The sequence below is a fragment of the Georgenia phoenicis genome, from assembly GCF_047302425.1.
Taxonomy (GTDB): Bacteria; Actinomycetota; Actinomycetes; order Actinomycetales; family Actinomycetaceae; genus Oceanitalea.
In genome coordinates this window covers 2,197,679-2,217,877 of sequence record NZ_CP154855.1, presented here as the reverse complement: position 1 = coordinate 2,217,877, position 20,199 = coordinate 2,197,679, and the positions used below count along the sequence as shown (strand labels likewise).

At 71.2% G+C, this 20,199-nt stretch carries 23 protein-coding genes; 12 read left to right on the top strand and 11 right to left on the bottom strand.

The features are described 5' to 3' along the window. Positions 1–13 precede the first annotated feature (13 nt). From AA0005_RS10455 to AA0005_RS10415, 9 genes are all read left to right on the top strand, one after another. Positions 14–457, top strand: coding sequence for a helix-turn-helix transcriptional regulator (locus AA0005_RS10455; RefSeq protein ID WP_413450109.1), 444 nt, complete (start codon positions 14–16; stop codon positions 455–457). 5 nt (positions 458–462) lie between these two features. Further along, positions 463–873 (top strand): VOC family protein, encoded by a 411-nt coding sequence (locus AA0005_RS10450; protein ID WP_413450108.1) that lies wholly within the window; start codon positions 463–465, stop codon positions 871–873. Between the two features lie 12 nt (positions 874–885). After that, positions 886–3,234 carry an ATP-binding cassette domain-containing protein gene (locus AA0005_RS10445; protein WP_413450107.1) on the top strand — a complete coding sequence of 783 codons (2,349 nt, stop codon included), beginning with the start codon at positions 886–888 and terminating at the stop codon, positions 3,232–3,234. Positions 3,235–3,411: 177 nt separating this feature from the next. Continuing rightward, positions 3,412–5,928: a TIM-barrel domain-containing protein gene (locus AA0005_RS10440; RefSeq protein ID WP_413450106.1), complete on the top strand. Its 2,517-nt coding sequence runs from the start codon at positions 3,412–3,414 to the stop codon at positions 5,926–5,928. A 4-nt stretch (positions 5,929–5,932) separates the two neighbouring features. Next, positions 5,933–6,967 (top strand): TRAP transporter substrate-binding protein, encoded by a 1,035-nt coding sequence (locus AA0005_RS10435; protein WP_413450105.1) that lies wholly within the window; start codon positions 5,933–5,935, stop codon positions 6,965–6,967. Next, complete coding sequence (locus AA0005_RS10430; RefSeq protein ID WP_413450104.1) at positions 6,964–7,476, top strand: TRAP transporter small permease; 513 nt, start codon at positions 6,964–6,966, stop codon at positions 7,474–7,476. Before AA0005_RS10435 ends, AA0005_RS10430 begins: the two co-directional genes overlap by 4 nt. Next, positions 7,476–8,780 carry a TRAP transporter large permease gene (locus AA0005_RS10425; RefSeq protein WP_413450103.1) on the top strand — a complete coding sequence of 435 codons (1,305 nt, stop codon included), beginning with the start codon at positions 7,476–7,478 and terminating at the stop codon, positions 8,778–8,780. Before AA0005_RS10430 ends, AA0005_RS10425 begins: the two co-directional genes overlap by 1 nt. Before the next feature lie 70 nt (positions 8,781–8,850). Next, a complete protein-coding gene (locus AA0005_RS10420; protein WP_413450102.1) occupies positions 8,851–9,684 on the top strand; it encodes a helix-turn-helix domain-containing protein in 834 nt (277 codons plus the stop codon). A 37-nt stretch (positions 9,685–9,721) separates the two neighbouring features. Further along, on the top strand, positions 9,722–10,171 hold the full coding sequence (locus AA0005_RS10415) for a hypothetical protein (RefSeq protein ID WP_413450101.1): 450 nt from the start codon (positions 9,722–9,724) through the stop codon (positions 10,169–10,171). Positions 10,172–10,262: 91 nt separating this feature from the next. On the opposite strand, the gene AA0005_RS10410 is transcribed toward AA0005_RS10415, so the two are convergent. The 5 genes from AA0005_RS10410 to AA0005_RS10390 all read right to left on the bottom strand — a co-directional run bounded on the left by AA0005_RS10410 (position 10,263) and on the right by AA0005_RS10390 (position 13,500). After that, positions 10,263–10,502, bottom strand: coding sequence for a PspC domain-containing protein (locus AA0005_RS10410; protein ID WP_413450100.1), 240 nt, complete (start codon positions 10,500–10,502; stop codon positions 10,263–10,265). A gap of 55 nt (positions 10,503–10,557) precedes the next feature. Then, on the bottom strand, positions 10,558–11,499 hold the full coding sequence (locus AA0005_RS10405) for a hypothetical protein (protein ID WP_413450099.1): 942 nt from the start codon (positions 11,497–11,499) through the stop codon (positions 10,558–10,560). Positions 11,500–11,508: 9 nt separating this feature from the next. Beyond that, on the bottom strand, positions 11,509–12,060 hold the full coding sequence (locus tag AA0005_RS10400; RefSeq protein WP_413450098.1) for a GNAT family N-acetyltransferase: 552 nt from the start codon (positions 12,058–12,060) through the stop codon (positions 11,509–11,511). A gap of 99 nt (positions 12,061–12,159) precedes the next feature. Further along, the gene (locus tag AA0005_RS10395; RefSeq protein WP_413450097.1) at positions 12,160–12,666 is read right to left on the bottom strand and encodes a hypothetical protein; all 507 of its coding nucleotides are present in this window, start codon (positions 12,664–12,666) and stop codon (positions 12,160–12,162) included. Between the two features lie 93 nt (positions 12,667–12,759). Then, positions 12,760–13,500: a VOC family protein gene (locus AA0005_RS10390; protein WP_413450096.1), complete on the bottom strand. Its 741-nt coding sequence runs from the start codon at positions 13,498–13,500 to the stop codon at positions 12,760–12,762. 117 nt (positions 13,501–13,617) lie between these two features. On the opposite strand from AA0005_RS10390, the gene AA0005_RS10385 reads away from it, so the two are divergent. Both AA0005_RS10385 and AA0005_RS10380 read left to right on the top strand, forming a co-directional pair. Next, positions 13,618–14,490 carry a CPBP family intramembrane glutamic endopeptidase gene (locus AA0005_RS10385; RefSeq protein ID WP_413450095.1) on the top strand — a complete coding sequence of 291 codons (873 nt, stop codon included), beginning with the start codon at positions 13,618–13,620 and terminating at the stop codon, positions 14,488–14,490. Between the two features lie 59 nt (positions 14,491–14,549). After that, positions 14,550–15,191, top strand: a complete 642-nt coding sequence (locus AA0005_RS10380) for a dihydrofolate reductase family protein (protein WP_413450094.1) — start codon at positions 14,550–14,552, stop codon at positions 15,189–15,191. On the opposite strand, the gene AA0005_RS10375 is transcribed toward AA0005_RS10380, so the two are convergent. Together AA0005_RS10375 and AA0005_RS10370 are read right to left on the bottom strand one after the other, a co-directional pair. Next, on the bottom strand, positions 15,178–15,552 hold the full coding sequence (locus tag AA0005_RS10375; RefSeq protein ID WP_413450093.1) for a hypothetical protein: 375 nt from the start codon (positions 15,550–15,552) through the stop codon (positions 15,178–15,180). The two genes, AA0005_RS10380 and AA0005_RS10375, sit on opposite strands and share 14 nt — an antisense overlap. 281 nt (positions 15,553–15,833) lie before the next feature. Next, a complete protein-coding gene (locus AA0005_RS10370; protein ID WP_413450092.1) occupies positions 15,834–15,998 on the bottom strand; it encodes a hypothetical protein in 165 nt (54 codons plus the stop codon). Between the two features lie 359 nt (positions 15,999–16,357). Between AA0005_RS10370 and AA0005_RS10365 the strand changes: the two genes are divergently transcribed. Beyond that, positions 16,358–16,699 carry a PH domain-containing protein gene (locus tag AA0005_RS10365; RefSeq protein ID WP_413450091.1) on the top strand — a complete coding sequence of 114 codons (342 nt, stop codon included), beginning with the start codon at positions 16,358–16,360 and terminating at the stop codon, positions 16,697–16,699. 75 nt (positions 16,700–16,774) lie between these two features. Here the strand turns inward: AA0005_RS10365 and AA0005_RS10360 are convergent, their stop codons facing one another. From AA0005_RS10360 to AA0005_RS10345, 4 genes are all read right to left on the bottom strand, one after another. Then, positions 16,775–17,428 (bottom strand): FMN-binding negative transcriptional regulator, encoded by a 654-nt coding sequence (locus tag AA0005_RS10360; RefSeq protein ID WP_413450090.1) that lies wholly within the window; start codon positions 17,426–17,428, stop codon positions 16,775–16,777. Positions 17,429–17,430: 2 nt separating this feature from the next. Beyond that, positions 17,431–17,985 carry a nitroreductase family protein gene (locus AA0005_RS10355; protein WP_413450089.1) on the bottom strand — a complete coding sequence of 185 codons (555 nt, stop codon included), beginning with the start codon at positions 17,983–17,985 and terminating at the stop codon, positions 17,431–17,433. Between the two features lie 217 nt (positions 17,986–18,202). Further along, positions 18,203–19,528, bottom strand: coding sequence for a DUF2510 domain-containing protein (locus tag AA0005_RS10350; RefSeq protein WP_413450088.1), 1,326 nt, complete (start codon positions 19,526–19,528; stop codon positions 18,203–18,205). Positions 19,529–19,669: 141 nt separating this feature from the next. Further along, complete coding sequence (locus AA0005_RS10345) at positions 19,670–20,188, bottom strand: MerR family transcriptional regulator (protein WP_413453087.1); 519 nt, start codon at positions 20,186–20,188, stop codon at positions 19,670–19,672. Positions 20,189–20,199 lie beyond the last annotated feature (11 nt).

The following is a 20,199-nucleotide window of genomic DNA, read 5'->3' as shown; positions in this document are numbered from 1 at the left end:
CACCATACGCGCCGTGGACACCGCCGCGGAGCAGCGACTGCACGACCTCGCCCTGCTCCGTCGTGTCCGCGACCGGATCGACCGGGAGTACGCCCAGCCCCTCAACATCGAGTCCCTCGCCCGAGGGGTGCACATGTCCGCCGGCCACCTGAGCCGGGAGTTCCGCCGCGCCTACGGCGAGCCGCCCTACTCCTACCTCATGACCCGCCGCATCGAGCGGGCGATGACGCTCCTGCGGCGGGGCGAGCTCAGCGTCACCGAGGTGTGCTTCGCCGTCGGCTTCTCCTCCCTCGGCACCTTCAGCACCCGCTTCCGCGAGCTCGTCGGCGTCCCGCCCAGCGCCTACCGCGAGCGTGCCTCCGACCTGCCCACGGGGATCCCGCCGTGCGTGTCCAAGCGGGTCACCAGACCGGTCAGGAATCAAGAAGCCCGCGCCACGGCCGTCCCCCTAGCGTGAGATCCATGGACATCACCATTCACGCCAGCTTCCTGCCCACCACCGACCCGGAGGCCTCCCTGGCCTTCTACCGGGACGCCCTCGGCTTCGAGGTCCGCCAGGACGTCGGCCAGGGCGCCATGCGCTGGATCACCGTCGGTCCGCCCAGCCAGCCCGGCACCTCGATCGTCCTCTACCCGCCGACGGCGGACCCCGGGATCACCGAGGACGAGCAGCGCACCATCGCCGAGATGATGGCGAAGGGCACCTTCGCCAGCCTCCTGCTCGCGACGCCCGACCTCGACGCCGCCTTCGAGCGCGTCCAGGCCAGCGACGCCGAGGTCATGCAGGAGCCCACCGACCAGGACTGGGGCGTGCGCGACTGCGCCTTCCGCGACCCGGCCGGCAACACCGTCCGCCTCCAGCAGACCACCTGACCCGGGAGACCCATGACGACGACGACCGCTGACACCCACGACCTCATCCGGGTGCGCGGCGCCCGGGAGAACAACCTCCGGGACGTCGACGTCGACATCCCCAAGCGCCGGCTCACCGTGTTCACCGGGGTCTCCGGCTCCGGCAAGAGCTCCCTCGTCTTCGACACGGTGGCCGCCGAGTCGCGCCGGCTCATCAACGAGACCTACAGCACCTTCCTCCAGGGCTTCATGCCCACCCAGGCGCGTCCCGACGTCGACGTCCTCGTGGGGCTGACGACGGCGATCATCGTCGACCAGGAACGGCTCGGCGCCAACCCGCGCTCCACCGTCGGCACGGTCACCGACGCCAACGCGTTCCTCCGCATGCTCTTCAGCCGGCTCGGGGAGCCGCACGTCGGCTCCCCGAACGCCTACTCCTTCAACGTCCCCTCGGTGACCTCCCAGGGCGCGATCTCCGTCGGCGGGAAGAAGGCCGTCAAGGCGACCTTCAACCAGCTCGGCGGCATGTGCCCGCGCTGCGAGGGCCGCGGCGCCGTCACCGACATCGACCTCACCCAGCTCTACGACGAGTCCAAGTCCCTCGCCGAGGGCGCCATCACCGTCCCCGGCTACGTCGCCGACGGCTGGTACGTCAAGCTCTTCATGGAGTCCGGCTTCCTCAAGCCCGACAAGCCGATCCGCGACTACACCAAGCGCGAGCTGCACGACTTCCTCTACAAGGAGCCCGTCAAGGTCCCGGTCGGCGGGGCGAACATGACCTACGAGGGCCTGGTCCCGAAGATCAAGAAGTCGATGCTCGCCAAGGACCGCGACGCCATGCAGCCCCACATCCGGGCCTTCGTCGACCGCGCGGTCGTCTACCAGACCTGCCCGGATTGCGAGGGCACCCGGCTCGCCGAGCACGCCCGGGAGTCCAGGATCCGCGGCGTCAGCATCGCGGACGCCTGCGCGATGCAGATCAGCGACCTCGCCGAGTGGGTTCACGGCCTCGACGAGCCCTCCCTCGGCCCGCTGCTGGAGAACCTGCGCCACCTCCTCGACTCCTTCGTCGGCATCGGCCTGGGCTACCTGTCCCTCGAGCGGCCCTCCGGCACGCTCTCCGGCGGTGAGGCGCAGCGCGTCAAGATGATCCGCCACCTCGGCTCCGCGCTCACCGACGTCACCTACGTCTTCGACGAGCCCACGGTCGGCCTGCACCCGCACGACATCGAGCGGATGAACGCGCTCCTGCTCCAGCTGCGCGACAAGGGCAACACCGTCCTCGTCGTCGAGCACAAGCCGGAGACCATCGCCATCGCCGACCACGTCGTCGACCTCGGTCCCGGGGCCGGCACCGCCGGCGGGGAGATCGTCTACGAGGGGAACCTCGAGGGGCTGCGGAAGAGCGGCACGCTCACCGGCCGCCACCTCGACGACCGCGTGACGCTCAAGGACACCGTCCGCGAGCGCACCGGCGCCCTGGAGATCCGCGACGCGCGGCAGAACAACCTCCAGGGGGTCGACGTCGACGTCCCCACCGGCGTCCTCACCGTCGTCACCGGGGTGGCCGGCTCCGGCAAGAGCTCCCTCATCCACGGCAACCTCGGCGGCCGCGACGGCGTCGTCGTCGTCGACCAGGGGCAGATCAAGGGCTCGCGGCGCTCCAACCCGGCCACGTACACGGGCCTGCTCGAGCCGGTGCGCAAGGCCTTCGCCAAGGCGAACGGGGTCAAGCCGGCCCTGTTCAGCGCCAACTCCGAGGGGGCCTGCCCGGTGTGCAACGGCGCGGGCGTCATCTTCACCGAGCTCGGCTTCATGGACACGGTGACGACCACCTGCGAGGAGTGCGAGGGCCGGCGCTTCCAGGCCGCCGTCCTCGAGTACACGCTCGGCGGGCGCAACATCGCTGAGGTGCTCGAGATGCCGGTCGCCGAGGCGGAGGAGTGCTTCCGCGAGGGCGAGGCCCGCACGCCCGCCGCGCACGCGATCCTCCAGCGCCTGGCCGACGTCGGCCTCGGCTACCTCACCCTCGGCCAGCCGCTCACCACGCTGTCCGGCGGTGAGCGCCAGCGCCTCAAGCTCGCGGTCCACATGGGCGACAAGGGCGGGGTCTACGTCCTCGACGAGCCGACCACCGGCCTGCACCTCGCCGACGTGCAGCAGCTCCTCGCGCTCCTCGACCGGCTCGTCGACTCCGGCCGCACCGTCGTCGTCATCGAGCACCACCAGGCCGTCATGGCCCACGCCGACTGGCTCATCGACCTCGGCCCGGGAGCCGGGCACGACGGCGGACGGGTGGTCTTCGAGGGCACGCCCGCCGACCTCGTCGCGGCCCGCTCCACCCTCACCGGCGAGCACCTGGCGGCGTACGTCGGCGCCTGACGACCCCCGACGGCGAGAAGGGCAAGATCGGTCAAGTTCCGCCGTCGGGAGGTCAATTTCCGTCAAGAGACGCCGGTCACGGCGTTCCTAGACTCCTTCGTACCGGTCAACGGATGACACGGCGACCGGCAGGGGGGCCGGTCCACACCGACCCCGACGAAGGAGATCACCGTGCGCGTGAGCACACGAGTCGAGACGGTGGAGCAGGCCGAGGACGGCTGGGTGCGGGTGCGCACGGACGGCGTCGAGGTCCGGCTGCTCCTCATGACCGACGACGTCCTGCGGATCCGCGCCGGATTCGACGGCGACTTCGCCGAGGAGTCCTACACGCTCGTCACCACGGCGTGGGAGGACCGTCTCGACAGCTTCATGGGGGCCGAGCGCACCCGCGTGCTCACCCCGCCCGTCGCCGTCGTCGACGAGGGCGACCACGTCACTGTCACCGGGGGCCGGCTGCGGGTGCGGGTCGACAAGGACCCCTTCCGCATCCAGGTGCGCGACGATGAGGGCACCGTACTCCACTCCGACGTCGTTGGCCTCGGCTACCTCGAGGATGCCAACGGCCGCCGCATCCACACGAGCGAGATCAACCCCGACGACGCCTTCTACGGCTTCGGGGAGACGACCGGCCCGCTCAACAAGGCGCAGAAGCTCATCACGATGAGCCCGAAGGACGCCCTGGGCTACGACGCCCGGGAGACCGACCCGCTCTACAAGCACATCCCCTTCTACCTCAAGCTCGACCGGACGAGCCGCAAGGCGGTCGGGTACTTCTACCACAACACCTACGCCTGTGACGTCGACCTGGGTCGGGAGAAGAGCAACTACTGGCCGGCCCACAGCCGCTTCCGCGCCGACGGCGGTGACATCGACCTGTTCCTCATCGCCGGGCCGGCGATCCGCGACGTCGTCGAGCGGTACACGATGCTCACCGGGCGCCCGCCGCTGCTGCCGAAGTACGCGCTGGGCTACCTCGCCTCCTCGATGTACTACGCCGAGCTCGACGCCGACAGCGACCGCGCGATCACGGACTTCATCGACATCGCCCGCGCCGAGGACATCCCCGTCGACGGCTTCCAGCTGTCCTCCGGGTACTGCACCCAGGAGACGGCGCAGGGCCTCAAGCGCGCCGTGTTCACCTGGAACGAGCGCCGCTTCCCCGACCCGCCGCGCTTCTTCCGCGAGATGGCCGAGCGCGGCATCACCGTCTCCCCGAACGTCAAGCCCGCGGTCCTCGACGTCCACCCGCGCCTGGAGGAGCTCGCCGCGGCCGACGTCTTCGTGCGGCGCAGCGCCGACGCCGAGCGCACCGCCGGCCCCGGCCCCGCCGTGGGTGCGTGGTGGGGCGGCCCCGGCCGCTTCGTCGACTTCACCCGCCCAGCCGCCCGCGAGGCGTGGAAGGGCTGGCTCACCGACGCCGTCCTCGCCCAGGGCACGACCTCGGTGTGGAACGACAACTGCGAGTACGACGGCATCATCGACCAGGACTCCGTCGTCGACTTCGACGGCACCGGCGCCACCGTCGGCCGGCTGCGCACGGTCATGGCCAACCTCATGTGCCACGTGACCCGCGAGGCCATCACCGAGCACGACCCCGACGCCCGCCCCTACATCGTGTGCCGCGCCGGCCACGCCGGCATCCAGCGCTACGCCCAGACCTGGGCGGGGGACAACTCGACGTCGTGGGAGACGCTGCGGCACAACGTCGCGACGATCCTCGGGATGGGCCTGTCCGGCGTCGCGAACCAGGGCGCCGACATCGGCGGCTTCCACGGCCCCGCCCCCGAGCCGGAGCTGCTCGTGCGCTGGGTGCAGCACGGCATCTTCCAGCCGCGCTTCTCCATCCACTCGGTCAACTCCGACAACTCGGTGACCGAGCCGTGGATGTACGGCGCGCACACGCCCTACGTGCGGGACGCGATCAAGCTGCGCTACCGGCTCTTCCCCTACCTGTACTCGCTCATGGAGCGCGCCCACCGCACCGGCCTGCCGATCATGGAGCCGCTCGTCAGCGCCTTCCAGGCGGACCCGGCGGTCGACGAGACCTTCACCGAGTTCATGCTCGGCGACTCCCTCCTTGTCGCGAACGTCCTGGACCCGGGCGTCAGCACCCGCACCGTGCGGCTGCCCGCCGGGGAGGTCTTCTACGACGCGTGGACCCGCGAGCGGCACGAGGGCGGCACCACCGTCGAGCTGCCCGTCGACCTCGGCTCGATCCCGCTGTTCGTCCGCGGCGGCGGGATCGTCGCCGTCGCCGACAACCAGCTCGACAGCCTCACCCGCGACGACGTCACCGCCCTGCGCCTGGTCTGCGCCCCCGACCGGGACGGGCGCACCGTCGTGTACGAGGACGACGGCCTCACCCGCGCCCACGAGCGCGGCGAGTACCGCTCGACCGAGGTGACGATGACGGCGGGGGAGCGCGTCGTCATCACCCTCGCCCGCAGCGGCAGCTACCGCAGCCCCGTGCGCTCCCTGCTGCTCGACGTCATCCACCCCGAGCGCGCCCCGTACTGGGTGGAGGTCGACGGCGAGCGGCTGCCGCAGATCCTCTACCCCGAGCGCTTCGAGGCCGCCGAGCGCGCCTGGCACTACGACCCGGCGACGGGCTGCGTCCTCGTCAAGCTCCCCGACCCCGACGGCGACCTCGCGGTCACCATCTCGTTCGAGCCCTTCGACATGATCGGCATGTGAGGACATGAGAAAGCTGCTCACCACCCTCGGCGCGGGCCTGCTCGCGCTGACGGCCCTGACCGCCTGCGGACCCGGCACGGGCAGCGGCGCCACGAGCGCCGAGGCCACCACCGAGGACCCGCTCGTCCTGCGCTTCGCGCACAACCTCAACGACGCCCACGTCACCTCCCAGGCGCTCACCGCCTTCGCGGAGGACGTCGAGGAGCGCAGCGAGGGGCGCATCAGCGTGCGGATGTACGGCAACGGCCAGCTCGGCTCGGAGACCACCGTGCTGGGCCAGCTCAACCAGGGCATCGTCGACATGACCCGCGTGAGCGCCCCCGGCCTGGCCAACTACGACCCCGGCTACCACACCTTCGGACTGCCCTACATCTTCGAGTCCGAGGAGGAGTACTACCGGGTGATGGACTCCCCGGAGATGGCCGAGTACTTCCGCTCGACCGCCGAGGACGGCTTCGTCGGCCTCACCTACTACTCCTCCGGGGCGCGCTCCTTCTACACGGTCGACACCCCGGTGCGCAGCCCCGAGGACCTGCGCGGCCTCAAGATCCGCGTCCAGGACATGCGCTCCCAGACCGAGCTCATGACCGAGCTCGGCGCCGCCCCGATCGTCATGGCGCTGGGGGACACCTACACCTCGCTGCAGACCGGCCTCATCGACGGCGCCGAGAGCAACGAGACCGTCCTCACCCAGAGCGCGCACGGGGAGGTGGCCAAGTCCTTCTCGATGACCGAGCACACCCGCATCCCCGACATGCTCGTCATCAGCAGCGACGCCTGGGAGCGCCTCGACCCGGCCGACCAGGAGCTCCTCGTCGACGCCGCGCGGCAGTCGACCGAGGACCACAAGGTCGCCTGGGAGCAGAGCATCGAGGAGGCCGTGACCGAGGCCGAGGCCATGGGCGTCGAGTTCGTCACCGACGTCGACCTCGACGCCTTCCGCGAGGCGACGGCGCCCGTCGTCGAGCGCTACGCCGCCGAGTACCCGGAGGTCGCCGACCTCCTCGCCGTCATCGAGGCCGCCAGGGAGACGCCATGACCACCCACGACCGCCTGACCCGGGTGAGGGGAGGCCTCGGCGCCGTCCTCGCGACGATCGCCGGCGTCCTCCTCGTCCTCATGACCTTCCTCGTGCTCTACCAGGTCTTCACCCGGTACGTGCTCGGGACCCCCGCGGCCTTCACCGAGGAGCTCGTGCGCTACGCGCTCATCTGGACCTCGTTCATCAGCGCCGCCTACGCCTTCCTCCACCGCAAGCACATGGCGCTCGTCTTCGTGCGCGACCGCTTCTCCCCGAAGGTCAGGCGCGGCTTCCTCGTCGGGGCCGACGTGCTCGTCCTGCTCTTCGCCGTCGTCGTCCTCGTCGTCGGCGGGACGATGCTCGCGCTGAGCGCGCGGCATGACTACTCGGCGCTGCTCGGGATCTCCAGGGGTCTCGTCTACGCCATCGCACCGATCACCGGCCTGGCGATCACCTTCGCGCAGGTCCTCAACATCTGGGAAGACGTCACCGGCGCGCCGGTCGTCGAGACGGAGGGTACTGACTGATGGACGTCCTCATCGGCCTCGCCGTGCTCTTCGGCGTCTTCTTCGTCCTGCTCTTCGCGGGCGTGCCCATCTCGGTGTCGCTCGGCATCGCCTCCTTCCTCACCGCCGCCGCCTTCCTCTCCTTCGAGGACTCGACGTACGTCGTCGGGCAGCAGATGAACGTGGGGATCGAGAGCTTCTCACTGCTCGCGGTGCCACTGTTCATCTTCGCCGGCAACATCATGAACAACGGCGGCATCGCGCGGCGGCTCGTCGACCTCGCCCTCGTCATCGCGGGCCGGGTGCCCGGCGCCCTCGCGCACACCAACGTCCTGGGCAACATGCTCTTCGGCTCGCTGTCCGGCTCGGGCGTCGCCTCCGCGGCCGCCATCGGCGGCACCCTGCACAAGCGGCAGAAGGAGGAGGGCTACGACCCGGCGTACAGCACCGCCGTCAACATCGCCTCGGCCTCCACTGGTCTGCTCATCCCGCCGACGACCGCCGCGATCGTCTACTCGACCGTCGCCGGCGGAGTGTCGATCTCCGCGCTGTTCATGGCCGGTTACGTCCCGGGCATCCTCATGGGCGTCGTCGTCATGGCCGTCGCCTTCATCTACGCCCGACGGCGCAAGTACACCTCCGCGCAGCGGGTCACCCTGCGACAGGGGCTGGGTGTCTTCCTCCAGGCGGTGCCGAGCCTGCTCCTCATCGTCGTCGTGGTCGGCGGGATCGTCGCCGGCGTCTTCACGGCCACCGAGGGCGCGGCGGCCGCCGTCCTCTACTGCCTGGTGCTCTCGCTCATCTACCGGAGCATGTCGTGGAGCGACTTCAAGGAGGTCGTCACGAGCACGGTCGTCGCCACCGGCGTCGTCATGTTCCTCATCTCCGCGTCCTCGGCGATGTCGTGGGTCATGGCCTACACCGGGATCCCGGGCGCGATCACCGACGCCATGCTGTCGGTGGCCGACTCCAGGGCGGTCATCCTGCTGCTCATGCTCGTCGTCCTGCTCGTCGTGGGGACGTTCATGGACATCACCCCGGCGATCCTCATCTTCACGCCGATCTTCCTGCCCATCGCGACCGAGCTCGGCATGCACCCGGTGCACTTCGGCATGATGCTCATCCTCGCGATGTGCATCGGCACGATGACGCCGCCGGTGGGCTCGGTGCTCTTCGTGGCCACGGGCGTGAGCGGGGTGAGCATCGAGCAGGTGGTGCCCAGGCTCATCCCGTACTTTGTCGGGCTCGTCGCGCTGCTCCTCGCGGTGGCCTTCATCCCGTCACTGTCGCTCGGCATCCCGGAGTGGCTGGGCCTGCTCGGCTAGCGACGGCGCCGCCGCCCGCGGGTAGCGTGGGCGGCGGCGCCCCACCCGGTGGTGCTTGAAAGGACGGGGAGTGCTCGACTTCGCCGGTGACCTCATGTCACGCGGACGGGACGTCGCCGTCGCGCGGGTGCGCGGCGTCGACGACAACATGGCCCGCCCGCACCGCCACGACTACCTCGAGATCTACTCCCTCGAGGCGGGCAGCCGCTACCACTGGGCCGACCACACCCTGTACCGGATCGAGCCGGACGAGCTCATCGTCTTCCCCGCCGACCTCGAGCACTTCTCCTACGGCGACGACGGCGTGCGCTTCCAGCGCGTCGTCGTCTACGTGCGCCCCGACGCGGTGCTCTACCCGCACGTGCGCGAGCACTTCCAGGAGCGGGTCACGGTCATGCGGCCCGACGCCGGCGGCCTGCGGGCGGTGCGCCACCTCGTCGAGGAGCTCCTCGCGGTGCAGGACGTCCTGGGGGACGGGGCGCAGGACGAGATGCGCCTGCTCACCACGCAGCTGCTCGTCAAGCTCATGCGCGCGGAGCACCGCGACGCACGCGTGGCCCGGCGGGGCGGGCGCATGGCCGAGGTCATCCACTACCTCCACGAGAACTACGCCGAGCCGATCGACCTCGGCTCACTCGCCGCCCGCTTCTTCATCAGCCCGTACTACCTCTCGCGGGAGTTCAAGAGGCACACTGGCGCCACCGTCATCGGCTACGTCAACGGCCTGCGCATCGGCCGGGCGGAGCGGCTGCTGCAGGAGACCGAGGACCCGGTGAGCCACATCAGCGCCGAGGTCGGCTTCGCCAACGTCACCCACTTCAACCGCGTGTTCCGTGCGCGCACCCACCTCGCGCCCACCCAGTACCGGGCCCGCGCGGAGGACGGCGCCCTGCGCGGGGCCTGAGGTGCAAGGCCTGCCGCGTCCGGGACACAGACACGGTATGGAACGACGCCGTCTGCGCGCGGGCGCGATCGCGCTCCCGGCGCTGCTCGGCCTGCTGGTCGCCGGCTGCGGGGAACCGGTCACGGAGCAGGCGTGCATCTCCTGGGTGTCCGCGGACGACGACGCCTCCCGGACCGAGCTGGCCGACGTCGTCGTGGAGGGCCGGCCGGTCGAGCGGGTGGGGGAGCGGTCCATGTTCGGGGTGGACGCCGCGGTGTGGCGTGTCGAGGTCGACCGTGTGTTCAAGGGCGCGGCCGAGCCCGGGACCTCCATCGACGTCGCCTCGACACCTCGCACCTGCGAGACCGGCGGCCCGTACCCGGAGGGCGACCCGCTGGACACGACGGGCCCGGTGCGGCTCTACCTCAGCGACTCCGAGGCCGGGGGCACCGAGCCCGGCCTCGCGCTCGTCACGCCCTTCGACGGTGTCGGCACCGCCTCAGGCTGACTGCCAGCCCTCCGGCCTGGTGTCCTTCCGTCGAGCCAGAGCCGATCGGAGGCGTCGGCGTGGGAGGCGCGAGGAGGCGTCGATCGTCCCGTCAGCGGGACAGGACCCGCTCGAGCGGGATGCTGCCGTCCTGCCAGGGGAGCAGGACCCACAGCGCGACGTAGGAGATCCAGCCGATACCGGGCAGGAGGAAGGCGAGGAGCAGCAGCAGACGCACGAGCAGGGCGCTGACGCCGAGCCGCGCCGCGATGCCGCCGCACACGCCGCCGAGGATCCGCTGGGGGCCGCGCCGGAAGCCGGTGCGGCGGATGCTGTCGAAGAAGGTGTTCATGGCGTCCACGCTAGGAGGGGCGCCCGCACGCGTGCATCGGGGAGCACCCTGATCCTCACCCTGGTCCGGCGTCCCACCAGCGCAGCACGCGCATCGCGCGCAGCGTCACCCACTTGCTCGGGAAGCCCTCGCCCTCACCGAGGTCGAGCAGCGTGGGGCCCTCGTGGTGCAGCTCCAGGGTCCACAGCCCGCGCTTGTCCGTCTTGCCGCGGACGAGCTCGGCGGCGTCGGCGAGCCGGGGGTCGCGGCGGTCGGCGAGGCGGAAGTGCTCCAGCCCGCGCAGGACGTCGTGGTACCAGCGCACCGGGTAGGAGAGCATCGTCATCCGCGGGTCGGCGACCCTGCCGTCGGAGCGACGGCGGTACAGGCCCCTCTCGAGGAGGTACTCCTCGCCGGCGCGCCGGGCGTCACGGACGTCGGCGTCCACGTGACCGGCACGTTCCCAGGCGAGCAGGCCCTCGACGACGCAGACCGTCGAGTGGAAGGAGGAGACCGAGGCGCCGTGCTCGGCCCAGCAGTTCCACCCGCCGTCGGGCAGCCGGCCGGCGAGGAGGGTGCGGACCATGGGGGAGGCGTCCTGCCCGAAATACGCGGCCGTGCGCAGCGCGACGCCGTTGATGCACGGCTCGGTCTCGCCGTCGAAGAAGGGCTCGCCCTCGTGCTCCCAGCGTACGTGCTCGCGCACGAGACCGATCGCGTGCCGGGCCTGCGGGCTCGCCGGGTCCAGGCCGAGGTCGACGAGCTGCTGGAGCGCGAAGTGGGTGGCCGTCCACGCGTCGAAGAAGGGACGCGACTCGTCCACCCACCCGGGCCGGTAGGTGCCGCCGTCCCAGCGGCCGTCGTCGTCCTGCTCGGCGAGGAGCTGGGCGCCCCAGCCCGTCGTGGCCACCAGGGCACGCTCGGCCTCGACCTCCTCGGCGGGAGCGTCGGTGAGGTCGGCGAGCACCTGCCAGCGCAGCGCGGGGTCGGAGTCGAGCAGCCAGGCGACGACGTCCATGCGGGGAGGCTACTCGCGTCTGGCGTGTGCCGGCCGCAGAAGGACGAGTCCTGGTGCGCCGTTCGGGGCCTCGGGCCCGTGCCCGACGGCCTGGAACCCGAGCGATGTGTAGAGACGTGTGGCGGGGCTGTCGATGTCGGTCGTCTGCAACCAGCAGGAGCTGTGCCCGATCGCCTCGATCCAGCGGGTCAGGACCGCTCGCCCGAGCCCGCGGTACTTGGCGTCCGGGTGGCGGGCGAGGAGGTTGAGGGAGTACGTGCCGTCGAGCCGTGCCGCGTCGTCGCCGAGTAGATCTCGCAGCTCGTACGCCCACGGGTACGTCTGCTCCTCCCACAGCCAGGGGTGACCGTAACCGAAGGCGACGAGTCGGCCCTCGTCCGTGGCGCTCACCGCAACTACGCGCTCGGTCGTCATCGATGCCTCGTAAACCGACGCGAAGAGCTCCGCGCTGGCGGACGACTCCTTCAGCGGCGGCAGCGCGGCCGCCGCTGCGTACAGCGCACGCACCTGCTCCCGCGACGGCAGCCTGTCCTCTGAGGAGACGACGTCCACCGTGATCACAGGAGTGACCCTAGCGAGCGCGTGATCAGCGGTGAGGACGTCGCGGAGACGACCCGTCGTGCCACCCAGTGAACGACGGCAGGGTTCCCTCGGCCGTAGTCAGCGCGCCAGCGCCCAGCTGCTCACGCCCGTCACGCCACCGGCCACGAGCCCGATCCGGGTGTGTGCGTGCCGGACGCCGCGCGCCGTCAACCGCTCGCCCCACCGGTAGATCGCCCGTTCGCCCGCCACCGTGCCGACGATGGTCAGTACCACCAGCGTCACCGCGATCGCCTTCGCCTTCCGAGGGCAGCGGCCCGGTGAGGTCTCGCCCAGTCCGAGGGACTGCGCGTCGATCACCGGCTCGGTCCTCATCCGTGCCACCAGGGTGCTGAGGTCCGCCTCGGGCGCCGGCGCGTCCGCGTCGACGGCGTCCGCCGGGTCGCTGCCGGCCGCCTTCGCACCTCGTGCGGCGTGCACCGCTGAGCCGCCGACGAGAACCGCCACCTTGAGCAACCCGCGCGCTCGGCGTGACGCGACGACGTCGGGCGAGGCGTACCAGAGCCCTGTCAGCACGCCGTTGAGGACGCCGTCGACCGCCGCCCCATGTCCACCCTGCTGACCCACGATGCACTCCCATGTCCGGTGTGGACACCTCAACGCGCGGGCCATCCGGCAAGTTCCGTCGGACGGGCCGGTCGGCGCGGCGCGCGCGGCTGGCTACGAGCTCGGCGCAGGGGATGGGCGAGCGGCAGGCAGCACGCAGAACTCGTTGCCGGACGGGTCCGTGTAGACCCGCCACGGCAGCTCGCCCCAGTCGTGCGCGACCTCGGTGCCGCCGCGCTCGACGATCCCCGCTGCGACGGCGTCAGCGTCGTCGTCCGGGTCGAGGCGGATGTCGAGGTGGATGCGGTTCTTTGCCGCGGCCTTGGGTCCGGGCTCGGGGCACAGCTCGAGCAGGGGCCCGCGCAGCGACGGGTGGCGCAGCGAGACCAATCCCACGCCCTGGACCGGGACCCAGCCCGTCAGCCAGGCCCAGAAGCTCTCGTCGCGCGCCGGGTCGGCGGAGTCGAGGGGGAGCGCGGCGATGGGCCCGGTGTCCCGGTAGGCCTCGCGGTGCTCCATCACACAGAACGGGTTTCCCTCGGGATCGCCCAGCACGACCCAGGGCACGTTGCGCTGGCCGATGTCGATGTGGGTCGCGCCCAGGCCGAGGAGGCGGTCGACCACCTGCGCCTGCCGTTCGCCGCCCAGCAGGTCGAGGTGCAGGCGCAGCGGCTCGGTCGGCGGCTCGGGGACGGGCTGGACGCATAGGTCGATGACCGGCCCGTCGGGGATGGTGAGGCGGGTCTCGAAGCCGTCCGGCCCGTCACTCAGCCGTTCACCGCCGAGTGCCGCCTCCCAGAACGGGCCCACGAGGTGCGGGTCCACGGCGTCGAGCACGATGTTCTCCAGGCGCATGGCTTCACCGTAGAGCCAGCGCGGGGAGTGGTACGCCCCCGGAGCTCCGCCCGTGCCGCCAGACGGATGACCTCGAAACGGCCGCGCCGGTAGTCGCACCTGGCCTACCGTCGAGGCGTGCCCCGTCCCGACAGCCTCCACGTCACCGAGACAGCGCCGCCACGGCTGCCCGTCGCGGTGCGGGTCGGCGTCGTCACCGTCGGCGCCCTGCTCGGCTGGCTGGCAGTCGCTGCCCTGGGCACCCGCGTGTGGGGCGAGGGCACCTCGTTGCCGCGGCACGCGGTCAGTGCCGTGTCCGCGTCCGTCATCGCGCTCGCGCTGGTCGTCGCCGCGCGGCGGCTGCTCGACCGGCGCCCCCTCCGCACGCTGAGGCTGCCCGGCGGGTGGAAGGCAGTCCGAGACCTGCTCTTCGGGGCGCTGAGCTGGCTGCTGCCGGCCGCGGTGGGGCTCGGTGTCGCGCTGGCCGCCGGGTGGGTCCGGATCGAGATCGACGCGTCGGGCGCCGAGACGGCCGGCGTCGTGCTGCTCCTCGCCGTCCTCGTCCTCGTCTACGAGGCGGTTCCCGAGGAGCTACTGTTCCGCGGGTACGTCTACCGCAACCTCACCACGGTGCTCGCGCCGTGGCTCGCCATCGTCGTCCAGGCGCTCCTCTTCGCCACCTTCGGCACGGTGCTGTGGGTCCTCACCTCAGGCTGGGGCGTCCTGGGGGAGCGACTAGTGCTCTTCGCCGGCATGGGGGTCGTGGCCGGGTGCATCCGGCTGATCTCCGGCTCGGTGTGGGCCACGGTCGGCTGGCACCTGGCCTTCCAGGTGGTGATGCAGCTGTTCCTGTCCGGCCAGTACCTCGAGGTCGTCGTGAGCGACACGACGACGTTCACCGTGGCGACGGCGGTGGTCGCCTTCGCGACGTCGACGACGATCGCCGGCTTCCTGTGGCGGGGCGAGGAGAACTGGACCCGGCCGGAGCCTGACATCGTCGCCGCCCGATGACTTCCGCCGACGGCGGTGGTCACCACCTCCGCACGGTCACCGACGGGAAGGGTGTACTTATGTCACGAACGCGGATCCACAACCTCTCCATCTCCCTCGACGGGTACGCCGCAGGGGAGGGGCAGAGCCTCGACACGCCCATGGGGCACGCCGGGGAACGGCTGCACACGTGGATGTTCGCGACCGGCTTCGGGGCGTCGCTCATCGGCGCCGAGGCCGGGAGTGCCGGCGTCGACGACACGATGGCCCGCCGTCACGAGCCCGGCATCGGTGCGGAGATCATGGGCGCGGGGAAGTTCGGCCCGCCCGGCTGGCAGGACGACTCCGCCTGGCGCGGCTGGTGGGGTGACGAACCGCCCTTCCACACGCCGGTCTTCGTCCTGACGCACCGTCCTCACGAGCCGATCGAGATGGCGGGCGGCACGACCTTTCACTTCCTCTCAGCGACTCCGGCCGAGGCGCTGGACGTCGCCCGGGAGGCCGCCGGCGGCCTGGACGTGCGCATCGGTGGCGGAGCGACGGTCGCCCGCGACTTCATCGCCGCCGGGCTCGTCGACCACATCCACCTCGTCCAGGTGTCGATCGTGCTGGGCCGGGGCGCGCGGCTGTGGGACGGGCTGGAGGGGCTGGAGGCCGACTACGCCGTCGAGGCGGTGTCGACGCCCAGCGGGGTCACGCACCTGACGTTCACGAGACGGTAGGCAGGTCGGGGGGCGGCCCCTCGAGGAGCGTCTGCAGTGCCGCGATGCTCGTGCCGGGCGGTGCGGTGCACTCCTCGGGGAGCGCCGGGAGTATCGGGTGGGAGCTGTCGAGCGTAATGTTGCCGCCTCCCGCCCAGACCTCGTCGCCGACGGCGACCGTCCCGACCTCCGGGACGACGACGCTCAGCCCGTCCTCGCTCAGGACCGATCCGTGCGGCCACAGCGCCGGCACCGTCAGCGAGCCGTCCGTGAGTGACAGGCACCCGCGCTCGCTGCGAACGACGACGCCGGTGAGCAGGGCCTCCATCACGTCATCGACCTCGGCGGAGATGAGGGCGACGCTGCCGCCGGCGCGCTGCACTGAGGGACCAGCCGTGCTGGTAGCGCTCGGGCTGGAGCTCGGTGTGACTGCTTCGTCGTCGTCCATCGCGCCGGTGCAGCCTGCCGTCAGGACCAGAGCAGTCATGCACGCGGCCGCCGTCACGGGCCGCTTCACCATACTCGACTATGTCGCGCGCCTGGCCACTCTTGCAGCCGGACCGCCTCTTTGGCGCGACGCCGATAATGTACATTATGTCATTACGCCGAGAGGCCCGGGACTCGCTCTCTTCCCCGCCGGCGCCCCGCTTCCGACTAGTGGCCTCACGGACGGTGGTTGGCGGAGGCGATCCCGAGCGCGAAGAACAGCACTCCGGTCGGATCCTCGGTCGGCACGGGCACGGCGCCCTTCAGCGAGTCTGAGATGACGTTCAGCTCGAGGTTGTCGTCGATGACCTCGACGACCTGGTCATCCCACGTGATCGTCACCTGGGCCGTTCGCCATGTCTCCGTCGCGGGGCTCCATGCGACGTCGACGCGTGGCTCAAGGCGAGCGCGGGCATGAACTGCGGTGAGCACCCGTTGCAGGCGAGCTGCCTCAGCGTCTGATTGAGCGACACTCAACCGGCGTCGGGATCGGAACATGGCGAGATGCTCGCAGATTCCGTGTATCCAGTCTCCCGGAATTGCGTTCGTGCTCCCCCGCGATCTCGAGGGCCTGACATGCTGATCACATGGAGCCCGCCGACGGGACACCCGAGGGTCCGAGTGCGCTGCCACCGCGGCAGGCCTGGTATCCGGCTCGACGCCACCTGCACGTCGCGCTCTTCGTGATCTTCAGTGCGGCCATGCTTGCCCTCGCGTTCCTCCGCCTGACGATCACCTCACTGGAACCCGGCGCGAGGATCGTCTTCGCTGCGATGCAGGCCGCGTTGGCCATCCTGCCGGCCTACCTCGCGCTGAGCGCCAGCAGGTCGCGTCTCGAGGCGGACTCCGAGGGCCTCCACGTCGTCCAGTGGCCCAGGACGACGACGTACAGGTGGGCGGACATCGCCGAGATCCGCCCGAGCATCGTCAAGTCGAAGCGCACCCCGCTCGTCCTCGTCCCGCACCACGGCCTTATCGTCGACCTGCCGGTCACCGAGGAGCACCTCGGCGAGCTGCAGCGCTGGCACGAGAGTGCCAGGTAGGCCCAGCTACTCCCCTGCCGGTGCTCAGTGCCGAGGCGGCGCGCATGGCCCGCTCGGGGAGCCGGCCGTCGGGCGTCAGTCGGTCAAGGATCCCTGGGGTGGATCGGTCATGGCCCTGATGACGTCCTCGTAGCCGCGCCCGCCGGCCTCGGCCGCCACGCCGTCCCGTGCGCCGAGCCGGTCAGCCTCGGCGCGGTGCGCCGACACCTTGAACTTCCCCGTGAGGCTCTCGACATGGACGCTCACGCCCACGATCTCCTGCAGCATCTGCTCGGTGTAGTCCGTGGGCGCCTGGCCCATGCGCCACGGCTGCTCCCGGCCCGCCTCCATCGCTGTTGTCAAGCGTGCCACCACTCCGCGGACCCACCGGGGGTCGTCGTGGACGACGAGCTTCCCCCACGCGTGCCCCACGAGGTAGTTCCACGTCGGCACGACCCGGTGGTGCTCCGTTTTGGACGGGTACCAGGTCGGCGAGACGTAGTGCTCCGCCGGACCGAAGACCGCCAGTACCTGGCCCCGGTGGCTCTCGGGCCGCCACAGCGGGTTCGACCGCGCGACGTGCCCCACCAGCTCCGGTCCCCGCTCCCCCTCGACCTGCAGCAAAGGGACGAGGTCTGCGGCCGGGCGCACGCCGTCGTGCGTCACGAGCGTTGCTAGCGGGTGGCGCCGGATGAAGGCCGCGAGGACGGCGGGGTCGTCGACGACGTCGTGGACAGGTGTGTACGGCACGATCACGTGTCCCGTGTCGGGGCAGGCTCGCCGTAGCGGTTCCAGCTGGAGATCTCCTCCAGCGGCTTGCGGCCCGACATCTGCGGGGTTGCCTGCGCCTGGCTCGTGTCGGTGTACCCCAGGCCGATCGCCGACCACGGCTCGAGTCCGTCGCGGATGCCGAGCAGCTCGCGGACGCGCTGGCGCGCCTCGGCGCTGCTGAACCACGCCGTCCCGCTGCCGATGCCCAGCGCCGAGGCGGCGAGCATGACCCGCTCGGCGAGCCGGCCGTCGTCGTAGGCGACCGAGCGCCCCTCCCCCGCGACCGCCACGACGATCGAGGCGGCCACGCCGTCGAGGAAGCCGGTGAAGGCGCCGCACTGGGCGAGCTCGGCATTGACGGCGCTGTCGGTCACGACGACGAGGTGCCACGGCTGGGAGTTCTTGGCGCTCCCGGTCCACCGCGCTACCTCGAGGAGCCGCTCGATGTCGGCCTGGGCTACCGGCATCGGCAGGAAGCGACGGGACTGGCGGAGGTTGCGGACCGTGGCGAGAAGGTCAGGCTCGGGAGTCGTCATCCGGCCATGATGCACCTGACGCGCCGCGCTGTCGCTGAGCAGTGCACGACTCCGGTGTCGACGGAAGTGCCAGCTGCCGGCGGTAACTGTGCTGTCGGCGGTAACTGTGCTGTCGGCGGTAACTGTGCTGTCGGCGGTAGGTGTGCTGTCGGTGGGAGGGGGAAGCGCAGCGCCCCCGGGAGGAGGTCTCCCGGGGGCGCTGGGTGTCAGTGACGGGTCACTGGACGGTGATGGTCAGCTCCGCCGTCAGCGGCATCGTGCGCCAGCCGCTGTAGCTGATGAGGTGGACACCGGCCGGCAGGTCCAGCTCGAGGTACGGGTCGAAGGTGCCGCCCGAGCCCTCGTCGCTGTCGTCCGAGCTCTCGAGGTCGCCCGTGGAGGTGTAGACGCCGAGCTGGGCGTCGCCCTCGCTGGACACCGAGTCCATCACGACGGTGCTGTCGGAGGTGAGCTCGATCGCGCCGAGCCACACCTCGTCCTCCGCGAGGTCGACGGCGATGGGCTCGCCCGGCGTCACCATCTGCGGGACGGCCGTCGTGATCGTGAAGGGCGTCGAGACGACGCTGCTGTAGGCCCTGACGGCAACCTCGTACTCCACCCCCGGCTCGAGGTAGACGCCGACGGCCGGGTCGAGCGAGCTGGCCGCGCCGTTGACCGGGAAGTCGCCGTTGTCGTCGTTCTCGACGTCGACGTCACCGCCGGTCACGGTCAGCACGAGGTCACCACTCTCGGCGAGGACGTCGATGACGACAGGCGTCGCCTCCTCGACGGTGAGCGTGGCCGTCCAGGTCTCGCCGGCCGCGATCTCACCGGTTGCCGAGGCGTCGAGCGCGAGCTCGCCGCCGCTGACCGTCCCACCGGTGGTCTCGGAGGGCTCCTCGGTGGGGTCGTCGAAGGTCGGGTCGGGCCGTGCGCTCGTGGGCGCGGGCCGCGGGGCCGGCTCGGACTCGTCGTCGCTGCCCAGGAGCAGGACGACGGCGGTCACCGCGGCCGCGATGAGGACGACGGCGGCGATGATGATGCCGATGACCAGGCCCTTGCCGGACCCGCCCTCGGAGGAGCCGGGCTGCTGGCCGTAGGGGTCCTGGCCGGGAGCGGCGTAGGGCGACTGGCCGTAGGGCGCCTGCCCGGCCGGGTACTGCCCGTAAGGCTGCTGCTGCCCGTAGTCCTGCTGGGCCGCGGGCTGCTGCTGGCCGTAGTCCAGCGGCGCCGGCTGGCCGTACTGCCCGGTCGGGTAGACGGCCGTGTGCTGGGAACCGGGCTGCTCACTCGCCTGGGCCGGGAACTGCTCGGTCGGCTGCGCGGCGGCCGGCTCGCCACCCTGGGTGGGCAGCTGCTCGGTCGGCTGCGCGCCGTAGGCCTCCTGACCGGAGGTGTGCGGGGCGGTCTGCTGCCCGCTGTTGGCCGGGCCCGACTCCCCCACCTGCTGCGCGGCGCCCTGCGCGGGCGCGAAGTGCTCGGTCCAGGACGTGCCGTCCCAGTAACGAAGCTTGCTCTGGTCTCCTGAGGGGTCCGGGTACCAACCGGCGATGGGATTGCTCATGGTCCGATAGTAGGAGAGAGGCCACCCCTCCCCCGACCACCTTCCACGGTGTGGCATGGGGACTTCTCCCCTGCCGCCGTCGGCGTCCGGGCACGTGAAAGAGGGGCCCGGGTCGTCCCCGGGCCCCTTCTCGCGTGCGTGTCAGCCGGCGTCGCGTGCGCGACGGCGCTGGGAGAGCTCGTCCTCCACCTCGGGGCCACCGCGCTCGGCCCGCTCGGTGGGCAGCTCGGCGAGCGAACCCTCGACCTCGCGCCACACCCGCCCGACGGCGATGCCGAAGACACCCTGTCCGCCCTGGACGAGGTCGATGACCTCGTCGGCGCTGGTGCACTCGTAGACGCTGGCGCCGTCGCTCATCAGCGTGATGCCGGCGAGGTCGTCGACGCCGCGCTCGTGCAGGTGGTGGACCGCCGAGCGGATCTGCTGGAGCGAGACGCCGGTGTCGAGCAGCCGCTTGACGACCTTGAGGACAAGGATGTCCCGGAAGCTGTAGAGGCGCTGGGAGCCCGAGCCGCTGGCGTTGCGGATGCTCGGCTCGACCAGCCCGGTGCGCGCCCAGTAGTCGAGCTGGCGGTAGGTGATCCCTGCCGCCCGGCAGGCCGTGGGCCCGCGGTAACCGGTCTCGGTGTCGAGGTCGGGAAGGGAGTCCCCGAAGAGCATTCCCTGCGCCC

What these genes read in the sequence shown, in the direction of transcription:
- AA0005_RS10450 (WP_413450108.1), top strand. Translation starts at nt 463, where the DNA reads ATGGACATCACCATTCACGCCAGCTTCCTGCCCACCACCGACCCGGAG.
- AA0005_RS10445 (WP_413450107.1), top strand. Translation starts at nt 886, where the DNA reads ATGACGACGACGACCGCTGACACCCACGACCTCATCCGGGTGCGCGGC.
- AA0005_RS10435 (WP_413450105.1), top strand. Translation starts at nt 5,933, where the DNA reads ATGAGAAAGCTGCTCACCACCCTCGGCGCGGGCCTGCTCGCGCTGACG.
- AA0005_RS10430 (WP_413450104.1), top strand. Translation starts at nt 6,964, where the DNA reads ATGACCACCCACGACCGCCTGACCCGGGTGAGGGGAGGCCTCGGCGCC.
- AA0005_RS10425 (WP_413450103.1), top strand. Translation starts at nt 7,476, where the DNA reads ATGGACGTCCTCATCGGCCTCGCCGTGCTCTTCGGCGTCTTCTTCGTC.
- AA0005_RS10415 (WP_413450101.1), top strand. Translation starts at nt 9,722, where the DNA reads ATGGAACGACGCCGTCTGCGCGCGGGCGCGATCGCGCTCCCGGCGCTG.
- AA0005_RS10410 (WP_413450100.1), bottom strand. Translation starts at nt 10,502, where the DNA reads ATGAACACCTTCTTCGACAGCATCCGCCGCACCGGCTTCCGGCGCGGC.
- AA0005_RS10405 (WP_413450099.1), bottom strand. Translation starts at nt 11,499, where the DNA reads ATGGACGTCGTCGCCTGGCTGCTCGACTCCGACCCCGCGCTGCGCTGG.
- AA0005_RS10390 (WP_413450096.1), bottom strand. Translation starts at nt 13,500, where the DNA reads ATGCGCCTGGAGAACATCGTGCTCGACGCCGTGGACCCGCACCTCGTG.
- AA0005_RS10380 (WP_413450094.1), top strand. Translation starts at nt 14,550, where the DNA reads ATGTCACGAACGCGGATCCACAACCTCTCCATCTCCCTCGACGGGTAC.
- AA0005_RS10365 (WP_413450091.1), top strand. Translation starts at nt 16,358, where the DNA reads ATGCTTGCCCTCGCGTTCCTCCGCCTGACGATCACCTCACTGGAACCC.
- AA0005_RS10355 (WP_413450089.1), bottom strand. Translation starts at nt 17,985, where the DNA reads ATGACGACTCCCGAGCCTGACCTTCTCGCCACGGTCCGCAACCTCCGC.
- AA0005_RS10350 (WP_413450088.1), bottom strand. Translation starts at nt 19,528, where the DNA reads ATGAGCAATCCCATCGCCGGTTGGTACCCGGACCCCTCAGGAGACCAG.
- AA0005_RS10345 (WP_413453087.1), bottom strand. Translation starts at nt 20,188, where the DNA reads ATGCTCTTCGGGGACTCCCTTCCCGACCTCGACACCGAGACCGGTTAC.